The sequence below is a fragment of the Streptomyces sp. NPDC030143 genome, assembly GCF_055573695.1.
In genome coordinates this window covers 139,860-152,583 of sequence record NZ_JBVIAY010000021.1, presented here as the reverse complement: position 1 = coordinate 152,583, position 12,724 = coordinate 139,860, and the positions used below count along the sequence as shown (strand labels likewise).

Annotated in this window: 12 protein-coding genes; 7 read left to right on the top strand and 5 right to left on the bottom strand. The window is 73.8% G+C overall.

The genetic code is table 11. The features are described from left to right. Positions 1–140: 140 nt before the first annotated feature. The gene (locus tag ACZ4YY_RS29870) at positions 141–542 is read right to left on the bottom strand and encodes a winged helix-turn-helix transcriptional regulator (RefSeq protein WP_468297179.1); all 402 of its coding nucleotides are present in this window, start codon (positions 540–542) and stop codon (positions 141–143) included. Positions 543–632: 90 nt separating this feature from the next. Here ACZ4YY_RS29870 and ACZ4YY_RS29865 point away from each other — a divergent pair, with 90 nt between their 5' ends. From ACZ4YY_RS29865 to ACZ4YY_RS29850, 4 genes are all read left to right on the top strand, one after another. Then, positions 633–1,487 carry an SDR family oxidoreductase gene (locus ACZ4YY_RS29865; RefSeq protein ID WP_468297175.1) on the top strand — a complete coding sequence of 285 codons (855 nt, stop codon included), beginning with the start codon at positions 633–635 and terminating at the stop codon, positions 1,485–1,487. A 165-nt stretch (positions 1,488–1,652) separates the two neighbouring features. Then, entirely contained in the window at positions 1,653–2,687 is a 1,035-nt protein-coding gene (gene rarD, locus ACZ4YY_RS29860) for an EamA family transporter RarD (protein WP_468297172.1), read from the top strand. Between the two features lie 451 nt (positions 2,688–3,138). After that, a complete protein-coding gene (locus ACZ4YY_RS29855; protein ID WP_468297169.1) occupies positions 3,139–3,606 on the top strand; it encodes a VOC family protein in 468 nt (155 codons plus the stop codon). A 155-nt stretch (positions 3,607–3,761) separates the two neighbouring features. After that, entirely contained in the window at positions 3,762–4,712 is a 951-nt protein-coding gene (locus ACZ4YY_RS29850; protein WP_468297165.1) for a M28 family metallopeptidase, read from the top strand. Positions 4,713–4,857: 145 nt separating this feature from the next. Here ACZ4YY_RS29850 and ACZ4YY_RS29845 read toward each other — a convergent pair whose 3' ends face one another. Next, positions 4,858–6,537, bottom strand: a complete 1,680-nt coding sequence (locus ACZ4YY_RS29845; RefSeq protein ID WP_468297162.1) for a tetratricopeptide repeat protein — start codon at positions 6,535–6,537, stop codon at positions 4,858–4,860. Positions 6,538–6,763: 226 nt separating this feature from the next. Between ACZ4YY_RS29845 and ACZ4YY_RS29840 the strand changes: the two genes are divergently transcribed. From ACZ4YY_RS29840 to ACZ4YY_RS29830, 3 genes are read left to right on the top strand one after another with little or no spacing between them, the layout of a single operon-like run. Then, positions 6,764–7,306: a DUF6668 family protein gene (locus ACZ4YY_RS29840; RefSeq protein ID WP_468297157.1), complete on the top strand. Its 543-nt coding sequence runs from the start codon at positions 6,764–6,766 to the stop codon at positions 7,304–7,306. Between the two features lie 38 nt (positions 7,307–7,344). Beyond that, positions 7,345–8,709 (top strand): amidase family protein, encoded by a 1,365-nt coding sequence (locus ACZ4YY_RS29835; RefSeq protein WP_468297152.1) that lies wholly within the window; start codon positions 7,345–7,347, stop codon positions 8,707–8,709. Positions 8,710–8,753: 44 nt separating this feature from the next. Further along, positions 8,754–9,341: a flavodoxin family protein gene (locus ACZ4YY_RS29830; RefSeq protein WP_468297149.1), complete on the top strand. Its 588-nt coding sequence runs from the start codon at positions 8,754–8,756 to the stop codon at positions 9,339–9,341. Between the two features lie 9 nt (positions 9,342–9,350). Here the strand turns inward: ACZ4YY_RS29830 and ACZ4YY_RS29825 are convergent, their stop codons facing one another. Genes ACZ4YY_RS29825 through ACZ4YY_RS29815 form a run of 3 tightly spaced genes read right to left on the bottom strand, consistent with a single transcriptional unit; the run spans position 9,351 to position 12,663 of the window. Further along, positions 9,351–10,430, bottom strand: coding sequence for an ABC transporter permease (locus tag ACZ4YY_RS29825; protein WP_468297146.1), 1,080 nt, complete (start codon positions 10,428–10,430; stop codon positions 9,351–9,353). Then, complete coding sequence (locus tag ACZ4YY_RS29820) at positions 10,417–11,388, bottom strand: ABC transporter ATP-binding protein (protein WP_468297208.1); 972 nt, start codon at positions 11,386–11,388, stop codon at positions 10,417–10,419. Before ACZ4YY_RS29820 ends, ACZ4YY_RS29825 begins: the two co-directional genes overlap by 14 nt. 60 nt (positions 11,389–11,448) lie before the next feature. Then, positions 11,449–12,663: a LolA family protein gene (locus tag ACZ4YY_RS29815; RefSeq protein ID WP_468297143.1), complete on the bottom strand. Its 1,215-nt coding sequence runs from the start codon at positions 12,661–12,663 to the stop codon at positions 11,449–11,451. Positions 12,664–12,724 lie beyond the last annotated feature (61 nt).

The window sequence follows — 12,724 nt, the reverse complement described above, 5'->3', positions numbered from 1 at the left end:
ACACCCGGATGGCCGAGCAGCTCGACACGGCCATCGAGCAGCACGGCAAGGGCGACCTGGCCGCACTGCTCGCCGGCACCGACACCTGGACCGTCGTCGGCTGAGGTCGCAAGCGTCGGCCGGAAGGTCGGACGCGTCGGTTACGAGGCCCGGGACCGGATCGCCCGGGCCTCGTCGTATGCCCGGCGGGCCTCCTCGACGTCCGCCATGCGGTCGGCCGTCCAGCTCGTCAGCGCCCTCACCTGCTCGGCTGCCTCACGGCCGAGGTCGGTGAGGGAGTAGTCGACGCGGGGCGGGATGACCGGCTTTGCGTCGCGGTGGACGATGCCGTCGCGCTCGAGGGTCTGGAGGGTCTGGGTGAGCATCTTCTCGCTGACGGTCCTGCCGTACCGGCCGATGGTGCGGCGCAGCTCGCTGAAGCGGTAGGGGCGCTCCAGCAGCTCCGTCAGGACGAGGACGCCCCAGCGGCTGGTGACGTGTTCCAGGACGAGTCGGTGGGGGCACATGGCCTCGCCGGCCGACTCCATGTCACTTACTGCCATGCCAGTACCTTACTTCAAAGTGGGTACTTTCGTTCAGTTAGCGCCTCCCTTAGGGTTAGTGCCATCGCACCCCACAAGGAGTTTTCCACCATGAGCATCGTCGTCACCGGAGCCACCGGACACCTCGGCCGCCACGTCGTCGCACAGCTGCTGGAGAAGGTCCCCGCCGAGCAGATCACCGCCGTCGTGCGCGACGAGGCGAAGGCCGCCGACCTCGCGGAGCGCGGGGTCGGGCTCGCGGTCGCCGACTACAACGCCCCGGAGACCTTCGACGGCCTGTTCGCCGCCGGCGACAGGGTGCTGCTGATCTCGGGCAACGAGTTCGACAAGGGCCGCCCGCAGCAGCACCGGGTCGTCATCGACGCCGCCAAGGCGGCCGGTGTCGCCCTGCTCGCCTACACCAGCGCCCCGGGCCCCCTGTCGGCCGCGCTCGCCGACGACCACCGCGCCACCGAGGAGATCCTGCTCGGCTCCGGTGTGCCGTACGTGCTGCTGCGCAACGGCTGGTACCACGAGAACTACACCGAGAACCTGGCTCCGGTGCTGGAGCACGACGCCGTCGTGGCCGCCGCCGGCCAGGGCCGGGTCTCCTCCGCCTCCCGCGCCGACTACGCGGCCGCCGCGGTGGCGGTGCTGACCGGCGAGGGTCACGAGAACCAGACGTACGAGCTGGGCGGCGACGAGGCGTGGAGCTTCGCCGAGTACGCGGCCGAGCTGAGCCGGCAGACCGGCCGGGAGATCGTCTACAACGCCGTGTCCCCCGAGGTCCTCACCGGCATCCTGACCGGCGCCGGGCTGCCCGAGCCGCTCGCCGCGACCCTGGCCGGCGTGGACGTCTCCATCGAGAAGGGCGAGCTGGTCGTCACCTCCGGCGACCTCGCGCGGCTGACCGGCCGCCCGGCCTCGCCGATCTCCGAGGCGATCGCCGCCGCACTCAAGGGCTGACACTCCCGCCGGGCCGACACCCCCGCCCGGACCCTCTCCCGGCCGACACCCCCCGCATGTCATGACCGTATGGCGATACGGGCATGACATGCGGGGGTGTTCGGCGTTACCTTCGTGCACGCGTGCCCGCGAGCACGCGGGTCGATCGGCGAGAAGGAGGTGCCCGTGGCCGGGACGTCGAAGGGCGAGAGCCGGATAGGCCTGGTGAACGGCTTCGCGGCGTACGGGATGTGGGGCCTGGTCCCGCTCTTCTGGCCGCTGCTGCAACCCGCCGGGGCACTGGAGATCCTCGGCCACCGCATGGTGTGGTCCCTCGGCTTCGTCGCCGCCGCGCTGGTCGTCGTACGGCGCTGGGCGTGGGCCGGTGAGCTGCTGCGCCAGCCCCGCCGGCTCGGTCTCGTCGCGATCGCCGCGACCGTCATCACCGTCAACTGGGGCCTGTACATCTGGGCGGTGAACAGCGGACACGTCGTGGAGGCCTCGCTCGGGTACTTCATCAACCCGCTGGTCACCATCGCGATGGGCGTGCTGATCCTGAAGGAGCGGCTGCGGCCCGTGCAGTGGGCGGCGGTCGGTGTCGCCTGCGCCGCCGTGCTGGTCCTCACCGTCGCCTACGGCCGTCCGCCGTGGATCTCGCTGATCCTCGCGTTCTCCTTCGCCACCTATGGACTGGTGAAGAAGAAGGTCAACCTCGGCGGCGTCGAGTCGATGACCGCCGAGACCGCCATCCAGTTCCTGCCCGCCCTCGGCTACCTGCTGTGGCTGTCCGCGCACGGCGGCTCCACCCTCACCACGGAGGGCGCGGGCCACGCCGCCCTCCTCGCCTCCACCGGCATCGTCACCGCCCTCCCCCTCGTCTGCTTCGGCGCGGCGGCGATCCGGGTGCCGCTGTCCACGCTGGGGCTGCTCCAGTACCTGGCGCCGGTCTTCCAGTTCCTGCTGGGCGTCCTCTACTTCCACGAGGCCATGCCGCCCGAGCGCTGGGCCGGGTTCGCGCTGGTCTGGGTGGCGCTGGTCCTGCTCACCGGTGACGCGCTGCGCACCGCGCGCCGGGCGGCCCGCACGCTCGCCGCCGACACGAGCGTGCCCAGCACCGCCATGACGACGGGCACCGCCGGCGCCGTGCGGAAGGCGTCGAAGGTGGCCTGCGGGTCCGAGGCCCCCGAGGTGCCGGAGCCCTCACCGCTCGCCAGGCCGTAGACGGCGGTCACGGCGGAGATCCCGATCGCCGAACCGAACGGGGTCGAGGTGTGCAGCAGGCCGCCCGCGAGCCCCTGCTCCCCCTCGGCCACGCCGTCGGTCGCCGCGATCGTCAGCGGCCCGTAGGCCGGCGCGAACGCGGTCCCGGCCACGAACAGTGCCGGCAGCATCGCCGCGTACGGCCATTCCATCCCCACCGGCAGGAACTGGCGTACGCCACGACCGCGAGCAGGAAACCGCCGACGATGACGCGGGCGTTGCCGTAGCGGGCGACGAGCCTCGGGGTGAGGGCGAACTCACCCCCCTGGGCGGCACCTTGCACGCCACGATCCAGTCCCTGGTGACCTGGACGCATCAGCACCAGGGCGAGGTCGCGGCGGCCCGGGCGGTGTGCGACGCGCGGGAGACGGAACGTGAGGTCCCTCAGACCTGACGACCTATAACTGGTCGCATGACGCAGACCCCCGCCACTCCGGTGCACTTCAAGCTCGTCGTCGACGCCTCCCACCCGCACGCGCAGGCCGACTTCTGGGCGGCCGCGCTGCACTACGAGGTCGAGGACAACAGCGCGCTGGTCGAGCGCCTGCTCGGGCTCGGCGCGCTGCCGGGCGAGGCGACCGTGGAGCACCACGGCCGGCCGGCCTTCCGGGACCTGATCGCCGTCCGGCATCCGGAGGACCCCTTCGACGCCGACTCCGGCACCGGGCTGGGCCGGCGGCTGCTGTTCCAGCGGGTGCCGGAGGCGAAGACCGTGAAGAACCGGATCCACCTGGACCTGCATCCGGGTCAGGGCCGGCGGGCCGCGGAGGTGGAGCGGCTGACAGCGCTCGGGGCGCGGGTGCTGCGGGAGGTGGAGGAGCCCTCCGGGGCGTGGGTGGTGATGGCGGACCCGGAGGGGAACGAGTTCTGCGTGCAGTAGCCGGGTGAGGGCTCCGGAATGTGAACTCGCTGTCCGAATGGCGCTCTTGACGGTGCGTTGGCCACGGCTTCACCATCCAGACACCCCATTCACTGTGGACCTCCCGTGGGCCACCCCGCCCGCGGACGTCCCGCTGGAATTCGGAGCCCCCCACCATGAAGCTCTCCGTCTCCGGGCGGGCGGCGGCATCCGTCGCCGTCGCCACCGTCACCCTGCTGGCCACCGGATCCATAGCCGGCGCGGCGCCCGCCCCCGAGCGCGCGGCGGTCGTGGCCGCGCCCGACCTGCCCGTCGCCAACGTCAAGGCGCACCTGGCGCAGTTGCAGTCCATCGCCACGGCCAACGGCGGCAACAGAGCCCACGGCCGCCCCGGTTACACCGCCTCGCTGAACTACGTGAAGGGCAAGCTCGACGCCGTGGGCTTCACGACCACCGTGCAGTCCTTCACCTCCGGGGGCCGCACCGGCTACAACCTGATCGCCGACTGGCCGGGCGGCGACCCCAACCAGGTGATCATGGCCGGGTCGCACCTCGACAGCGTCACCTCGGGCGCCGGCATCAACGACAACGGGTCCGGCTCGTCGGCCGTCCTGGAAGCGGCCCTCACGGTCGCGCGGACCGGCTACCAGCCCACCAAGCACCTGCGGTTCGCCTGGTGGGGCGCGGAGGAGCTGGGTCTGGTCGGCTCCCGGTACTACGTCAACAACCTGTCGTCGGCGAACCGCGCCCGCATCAGCGGCTACCTCAACTTCGACATGATCGGCTCGCCGAACCCCGGCTACTTCGTGTACGACGACAACCCGGCGATCGAGAAGACCTTCAAGGACTACTTCGCGGGCATCGGCGTCCCCACCGAGATCGAGACCGAGGGCGACGGCCGCTCCGACCACGCGCCGTTCAAGAGCGCGGGCGTCCCGGTCGGCGGTCTCTTCACCGGCGCGAGCCGGGTCAAGACGGCGGCCCAGGTCGCCAAGTGGGGCGGTACGGCCACGTCCTTCGACCGCTGCTACCACTCCTCGTGCGACACGACGGCCAACATCAACGACACGGCCCTGGACCGCAACGGGGACGCGCTGGCCTACGCGGTGTGGACGCTGTCGTCCTGACGGCCGGTCAGCCGGACCGAGCGGGCGGCCGAGCGGTCGCCCGGCTGGACGACCGTCGGCCCGGGCGGGCGGCCGAAGGGGCGACTGAGCGGGTGGCTGTGCGGTCAGCCCGGACGGACGGGGGGCGGCCCGGGCGGCCCGCCGGTCAGCCCGGCTGGGCGCCCGCCTTGCGGGCCCGCTCGGCCAGCCGGGTCATCCGGGCGCGCGCCGACTCCAGCTGCTCGAGGTCGTCGGCGGCCGGCCCCTCCTCGGTGGTCAGCTCGGTCCACAGTCCGAGCAGTTCGGTCCCGAGGTTCAGCCCCTGGAGCGGGTCGCGTACGGCACGCCAGGCCGCCGCGGCACTCTGGACGTTGCCGTACGCGGCCTCCGCGTCGCGGGTACGGCGGCGGATGCGGGCGAGGTCGAGGGAAAGGTGGAAGGAGCGCAGCGGGTCGCCCGCCAGGTAGGCGATGTAGGCGGTGAGTTCGCGCAGGCGCAGCACCTCGGGGTGCTCCGGACCCAGCGTGCCCGACGTCTCCATCACGGTCCGCTCGGCGAGGGCCGCCGCTCGGTCTATGCGGCCGGCCCGCACCGCTTCGTTGATCTGGGCCATCGGTTCGCCGAGGAGGGCGGGCGCGCCGTCCTCACCCCTCAGCTCCCGCGGGTCCTCCCCGAGCACCGCCTCGGCGACGGCGTCGAAGCCGCGGGCGGGGGTGGGCTTGGGGTCGGGGTCGGTGTAGAAGGCCGCGTCGGGGACGGGATCGGAGTCGGGGTGAGGGGCGGAGCCCAGGTGCCTCGGCTCCGTGGGGCGGGTCGGCTCCAGAGGGGTCGGCTCCTGCTGCCCGGCCGGTTCCGGATGCTTCGGCTCCGCGTCCCGGGGCTCCGCGTGCCGGGGCTCCGCGTCCCGGGGCTCCGCGTGCCGCGACTCCGTGGGGCTCGCCGCATTCAGACGGCTGACCGGCTCCGGGTGGCCTGCCGATCCCCGGTATCCCGCCGTATCCCGGTGGTTCACCCGCTCCTGGTCGTCGACCGGATCCCGGTGGTTCACCCGCTCCTGGTCGTCGACCGGCTCGTGCCGGTCCGCCGGATCGCGGTGGCTCGGCGGCTCCGGGTCCGGTTGGTCGTCCATGGTGGGCGGCGGGCCGAAGACGCCCGTCGGGGCGGTGACCGTACCGGGGGACGGGGTGTCGTCCCGGGGTTCGGGGACCGCACGGAACGCGGCCGTCGGCACGGGGTCGTCGTCCGGCTCCCAGGCGGCCACCGGCGTGGAGTCCGTCCCGGGCGCCGGCTCGGGGCCCGGCTCCGGCACCGCGCGCAGCGGGAACGTGGGCGCCGTCTCCTTCACCGGTTCCGGTACCCGCCGCAGGAAGTGCGTGGCCTTGTCGCGGCGCGGCTGGGCGGCGGGCTCCTCGTTCGAGGGCGTGGGCGCGGCGGGAGGGGTCGTGGGTGCCGGAGGGGTAGGGGGTGCGGGCGGGGCCTGACGGGCCGCCGGGACCGCCGCGGCCGTCTGCGCGGGCCGGGGTGCCGGCTCCCGCGGCGGAGCCACCCGCAGCGGCTCCCCCGCGAAATGGCTGGAACCGTCCGGTTCGACGCGGAGCGGGACGACGTAGCCGATGCGCTCGTCGCGGACCGTGGCGGCGACCGGACGGCCGGTGGCGAGGGCGATGAGGTGGAGGTGCCGGAGGACGGCGTGCTGCATCTCCTGGCCCTGCGCCGCCACGACGGGGACGCCGCCGATGGTCGCCGGCCCGCCCCCGGGGACGTGCACGTCGAGCGGCGCCACCGCGGTGGCCGCCTCTCCGGCGCGCTTCTGTTCCCGCTTCTTCTCGCGGCTGAGTCGAGACATCGGTTCCCTCACTCGGACACGTCTCCCGTGCACGTACGTCGTGCTCATGACCCGTGCACCCACGCGTACACGTACTGTTGAGTCTCTCCGCTCGCTCCCGGTGCTCGCGTCACCACGACGTCACAGCCTCGTTCCAAGACCCTGGGGCCGCTTCGGGAACGTCCCGGCGCCGCCGGGACCGGGGGCAGCCGGCGGCAGCGGTGGCGACGAGGAGGGTCGACGGGGCATGCGGACGACGGACGGACAGCGGGACGTACCGGGGACGCGCGGACCGGAGATCTGGATCCGCGGGCCCGTGGCCGCGCCCGAGCCGACGCCGGGCCCGTACGCACCCCCGGGCGCCGCCACCCTACGCCGTTTCTCCTGGCTCGCCACGCACGGCGGGGCCGGCGCCTCCACCCTCGCCGCCGTCTACGGCGGACACGACAGCGGGCGGGACTGGCCCGGGCCGGGCGACCCGGCGTCCGTGCTGCTCGTCGCCCGGACGCATGCGAGCGGCCTGGAGTCGGTGCGGCGCACCCTGGAGACCTTCCGGCGCGGGGAGGCGCCGTCCGGGCTGGACCTGGACGCGGTCGTGCTGGTGGCGGACGCGCCGGGGCGGCTGCCGCGCCCGCTCGCGCAGCGCGTCCGGCTGATCGAGTCGGTCATCGACGTGTACCGGGTGCCGTGGGTGCAGGACTGGCGCCTGGGCGACCTGGGCGGGGATCCGCCGCGCGAGACGGACGCGCTGGCCCGGCTGACGGGCGCGGCCACCCGGCGGACGCGCTGAACGCGCCGGGCGGGCGGAAGTTCCTTCCGTCCTCCGCCGTGGGGATCGCCGCCGCCGTACGGGAGGGGCGGCTGCGGGCCGTCGACGTGGTCGCCGACGCGCTGGACCGCATCCGGTGGGCCGACGGGACGCTGTGCGCGTTCGCCGAGGTGTGGGAGACGGAGGCGGCGGCGTGGGCGGCCGAGGTCGACGCGCGGGTCGCGGCGGGCGAACGGCCGCCGCTGGCCGGGGTGCCGATCGGGGTGAAGGGCCGGTACGGACTGCGCACGGCGGGCCCGTTGATCGCCGCCGGATGCGTGCCGGTGGGCGCGACGGCCGTGCCCGGGCCCGGAACCGCCTGGCAGACCTGGGGGCTCGGCGCCCACGGACGCACGGTGAACCCCTGGCGCGCCGACCGCACCCCGGGCGGCTCCTCGGCCGGTTCGGCGGCGGCGGTGGCGGCCGGCCTGGTCCCGATGGCGACCGGCAGCGACGGGGCCGGCTCGGTGCGCATCCCGGCGGCCTGGTGCGGAGTCGTCGGCCTGAAGTCCACGAACGGCCGCCTGCCCGCCCGCGACCGCACGGGCCTGGCGGCACCGGGAGTCCTCGCACGCCATCCCGCGGACGCGCGGGCGTGGTGGCGGGTGATGTCGGGGGCGGTGGGGGCCGTCGAGGTGGCAGAGAGCGGCGAGACGCGGGAGGTCGCGTGGACCGCGCAGGAGGTCGCCGGGGCGGCGTGGGAGATCGCGGGGGCGGTGAAGGAGGTCGCGGGGGCGGCGGCACCGGACGGCAGAGCGCAAGGAGCCACGGGGGCGGCGGTACAGGACGGCAGGGCACGAGGGGTCGCCGGGGCTGCGCGGGAGGACACGGCGGCGGGGCTCGCTCCGTCGGACCCGTCCGTTCCACCGGGGCCGCTCACGGTCGTCTTCTCGCCCGACCTCGGCTTCGCCGACACCGACCCCGAGCCGTCGGCCCTCGCCCGGGACGCCGTCGCGCGTCTCGTGGACGAGGGGGTCGTCCGGCTGCTGCGGCCCGGGGCGCCCGTCGTGCTGGAGGACCCGGCGCCCGCCTGGCTCGCGCTGCGCACGCCGGGCGCCGATCCCGGGCCGGTCCGGCGGGTGCGGGAGGTCAACGAGCGGCGGCTGGCCGAGGTCTTCGCGCGGGCCGATCTGCTGCTGACGCCGACGACCCCGAACGCCCCGCACGGTCACGACGGGCCGGGCGACCGCTACTCGACGGCTCTGACCTGGGCGTTCAACCTGAGCGGGCATCCGGCGGCGAGCATCCCGGCGGGGATCGGCGGCGACGGCTGCCCGGTCGGCCTCCAGGCGGTGGCGGCGCACGGCCGGGAGGAACTGCTGCTCACGTGGGCGGAGCGGGCCGTGCGGCGGGAGGGTGGCACAATTAGTTGCATGTACATATGATGCACAGGCGCGTTATTGTCGTACGCCGACCATCTGGGGGAACCATGAGCACCCGCCGTTTCCTGTTCGTGCTGGGCAGCGCCCGCGACGAGGGCAACACCGAGCTGCTGGCCCGCAGGGCCGCCGAACAGCTGCCGTCCGACGTCGAGCAGGAGTGGATCAGCCTGACCGAGCACCCGCTGCCCGACTTCGAGGACCTGCGCCACGACAGCGACCACGTCCGCCCCACCGAGGGCAATGTCGCGCTGCTGCTCGACGCCACCCTCGCGGCCACGGACATCGTGATCGCCTCGCCGCTGTACTGGTACACGCTCTCCGCGCAGTCCAAGCGCTATCTCGACCACTGGTCGGGCTGGCTGCGCACGCCCGGTCTCGACTTCAAGGCGACGCTCGCCGGACGCACCCTGTGGGGGGTGGCCGCGCTCGCCCACGAGGAGGACGTCGTGGCCGACCCGCTGGCCGGTGCGCTGAACAACTCGGCCGCGTACATGGGGATGCGGTTCGGCGGGGTGCTGCTCGGCAACGGCAGCAAGCCCGGGGACGTCCTGAAGGACACAGCGGCGCTGACCCGCGCGAAGACCTTCTTCGCACAGCAGGCACCGCTCGCGCGCTTCCCGTACGAGACCGAGTGACGGCCGCGCCTACGCGGTGATGTCCTTCGCCGTGAACCGCGCCCACGCCGCCGAGCCGAAGACGGCCACGTACAGCGCCTGGAGGCCTAGGTTGCGGCGCAGCTCCTCCCAGTAGACGGGGTCGCGCATCAGGTCGGCGAAGGACAGCCAGTAGTGGGAGAACAGGTAGGGCTGGATCGCGTGCAGCTGCGGGATCTGGTCGAGGATCTGCACGGTGGTCAGCAGCCCCACGGTCGTCGCCATCGCCGCGATCCCGCTGTTGGTGAGCGTGGAGACGAACAGTCCGAGCGCGGCCACGCCGAGCAGCGACGCGGCGACGACCAGGGCGATCAGCAGGGCTCTGAGGAGGCCGTCGGCGAAGCCGATGCGGGTGCCGGAGATGGTCGTGAGGTCGCCGAGCGGGAACAGCAGCGCGCCGACCGCGAGCGCCGACGCGGCGACGACCAGGGTGGCGAGCAGACAGAAGGCGGCCGTGGTGGCGTACTTGGCGAGCAGGAGGCGGGTGCGGCCGGCGGGGGCGACCAGGAGGTAGCGCAGGGTGCCCGCGTTCGCCTCGCCGGCGACCGCGTCACCCGCGACGACGCCGACGGCCATCGGCAGGAAGAACGGCAGTGTCGCCGCCAGCGCGGTGAACACCAGGAACAGGCCGTTGTTGGTGATCTGCGCCATGAAAGCGGGTCCGGCACCGCCGCCGCGTTGTCCGCCCGTCGTCCCGTCACCGGTCTCGATCCTGACGGCGATACCGATGAGCACCGGGACGGCGGCCAGCACGCCGAGCAGCGCGAGGGTGCGCCAGCGGCGGAGCGTGGTGACGAACTCGCTGCGGAAGAGACCGAGCGTCCACAGGGCGCCGGGCCGGCCGACGGCTTCGGCATGCGCCGGTGTGCCCGCGCCGGACCCGCCCCCGACGGCGGCCGTGCCCGACCCCTCCCCCGGGTGCGTCGTCCGGGCCCCGTCCCCGACGCCTGTCGTCCGGGCCCCGTCCCCGACGCCTGTCGTGCGGGCCCCGTCCCCGACGGCGGCCGTGCCGGACTCGTTCCCGGCGTCGGCCGGTGTGCCGGACCCGGTACGGCGCTCAGCCCGCGACATCGAAGCCCTCCCCCGTGAGTGCCACGAACGCGTCCTCCAGGGAGGCCCGCTGCACGCCGAAGCCGCGCACCCGGACGCCTTCCGTCACCAACGCGGCGTTGAGGTCCGCGAGTTCCAGGTCCGCGGGCTCGCCCGTGACCCGGTCCTCGGAGACGACGACGTCGCCGACCCCCCGTTCCTTCAGCACCCTGGCCGCGTCGGCCGGGTCCGGGGTCGTCACGACGAGCCGGCCGCGTGCCAGGGCCGCCAGGTCGGCCACCGCGCCCTGGGTGAGGAGGCGGCCCCGGGCCATCACCGCCGCGTGGGTGCAGACCTGCTCGATCTCGTCGAGGAGGTGGGAGGAGAGGAAGACGGTGGTGCCGTCCGCCGCGAGCTCCCGCACCAGGACGCGGATCTCCCGCATGCCCTGCGGGTCGAGGCCGTTGGTGGGCTCGTCGAGGACGAGCAGCCGGCGGGGCTGGAGGAGGGCGGCGGCGAGTCCCAGCCGCTGCTTCATGCCGAGCGAGTACGCCCTGGCCTTCTTGCCGGCCGCGGCCGTCAGGCCCACCCGCTCCAGCGCTGCCGCGACCCGGGTGCGCCGGGTGCGTGGATCGGCGGTCGGGTCGGCGGCGTCGTAGCGCAGGAGGTTGTCGCGGCCGGAGAGGTGGCCGTACAGGGCGGGGCCCTCGATCAGGGCGCCGACGTGCGGCAGGACGGCGCGGGCGGCGTGCGGCATGGGCCGTCCGAGGACCCGCGCCGTGCCGGAGGTGGGCTCGATGAGCCCCATCAGCATGCGGATGGTGGTGGTCTTGCCGGAGCCGTTGGGACCGAGGAACCCGAAGACGCTGCCCGCCGGGACGGCCAGGTCGAGGCCGTCCACGGCGAGCTGCCCGCCGCGGTAGCGCTTGGTGAGGGCACGGGTGTGGATGACGCTGTCCAAGGGCTCCCCCGATCGTCGCACCCGCCGGACTCCCGGCAGGGTACTCAGGGCTCCGAACGAAAGGGGAGGCTGATCGGCCTCCCCTTTCGTGTGGAGCTCTTACCGCCCCGCGTCCGCCGCCTTCACCAGGGCGTCCTTGGTGACGGCGCCGACGTAGACCTTGCCGTCGTCGGTGATCAGGGCGTTGACCAGACGGGTGGAGAAGACGGTGCCGGAGCCGAACTTGCCGGTGACCTTGTCGCCCAGGGAGTCGAGGAAGCCGCCGAAGGCACCCGCGTCGGGGGCGCTCTCGGAGCCGGGCGCCCCGCCCCGGTCGCCGCTGTCGAAGGTGGCGATGGAGGTCCAGCCCTCGCCGAGGACGTTCAGCCCGTTCAGGTCCTCGGCCAGGTCCTCCTGGGAGGGGGCGCCGGAGTGCTCGGGCAGCTCCTCGGCGGCGCCGCGGTCGGCCTCCGTCACCTTCGCACCCTTGGGCGGGGTGAAGTCGAAGGTGGAGGCGGCCGGCCTGGCGAAGCTGACCTGGGTGAAACCGGCGTCCACGACGGCGGCGCCGCCGCTCGCCGGGGTCAGCGTGAACTTCAGCGGCAGGCCGGTCTCCGCGTCGACGGCGACACTGATCGCGCCGACGGTGGAGCCGGACTGCTTGGGCTTCACCACCAGCCGGTAGGCGTCGCGGCCGGCGACGTGCACGGTGCCGTCGACGGTCACCGAGGTCGTGCCGTCCACGGCCTTGAGGGCTTCCTCGGTGAGTTCCCTGGGCGTGGCGGGGACGGGTCCGTGGGCCTTGTCCTTCCCCTCCTCGACGGTGGAGTGGTGGACCTCGTTGGAGGCGCTGTCGTACCCCCACACGTCCTTGCCGTTGTGTATGACGCTGTACTCGGCGGCGTTCTCCAGCAGCGACAGCTTCTGCCTGTCGGGGCCGTCGGCGGCGACGCGCAGGGTGTGCGTGCCGGAGGCGAGTTCGGTGAGCTTGGCGGACGGGTCGGCGGAGGACCCCTCGCCCTCACCGGCGGCCCCGGAGAGCAGTGAGCTCTCCAGTCCGCCCAGGTCGGGCAGGCCCAGATCGGTGCTGATCTTCACCGTGCCGGACAGCTGCTGCACGTCCGAGGCGGCGATCTTCTCGATGAGCTGCTGTGCGGTGATCTTCGGCAGGTCGGGGTCGCCCGAGTCGGCGAGCGCCGGGACCAGCCCGATCGTCGCCGCCGCGACACCCGCCACGGTGACCGGGACGACGTACCGGGCGGCCCTGCGCCGCCCGACGCGCGGGTCGTCGGCCTCCCCGGCGTGCGTGCTGTCGTCGGTTGCGTTCGGTGCCATGTGTGCCTTACCTCCGTCGTCGGCGGCGGCTGATCCCCTCACGGGTGAACGTCGTGAACGT

Bases quoted from the DNA above. Each gene is read 5' to 3' on its own strand.
- ACZ4YY_RS29870 (WP_468297179.1), bottom strand. From the start codon at position 542: ATGGCAGTAAGTGACATGGAGTCGGCCGGCGAGGCCATGTGCCCCCAC.
- ACZ4YY_RS29840 (WP_468297157.1), top strand. From the start codon at position 6,764: ATGCGGACGACGGACGGACAGCGGGACGTACCGGGGACGCGCGGACCG.
- ACZ4YY_RS29815 (WP_468297143.1), bottom strand. From the start codon at position 12,663: ATGGCACCGAACGCAACCGACGACAGCACGCACGCCGGGGAGGCCGAC.
- ACZ4YY_RS29830 (WP_468297149.1), top strand. From the start codon at position 8,754: ATGAGCACCCGCCGTTTCCTGTTCGTGCTGGGCAGCGCCCGCGACGAG.
- ACZ4YY_RS29865 (WP_468297175.1), top strand. From the start codon at position 633: ATGAGCATCGTCGTCACCGGAGCCACCGGACACCTCGGCCGCCACGTC.
- ACZ4YY_RS29855 (WP_468297169.1), top strand. From the start codon at position 3,139: ATGACGCAGACCCCCGCCACTCCGGTGCACTTCAAGCTCGTCGTCGAC.
- ACZ4YY_RS29825 (WP_468297146.1), bottom strand. From the start codon at position 10,430: ATGTCGCGGGCTGAGCGCCGTACCGGGTCCGGCACACCGGCCGACGCC.
- ACZ4YY_RS29850 (WP_468297165.1), top strand. From the start codon at position 3,762: ATGAAGCTCTCCGTCTCCGGGCGGGCGGCGGCATCCGTCGCCGTCGCC.
- ACZ4YY_RS29845 (WP_468297162.1), bottom strand. From the start codon at position 6,537: ATGTCTCGACTCAGCCGCGAGAAGAAGCGGGAACAGAAGCGCGCCGGA.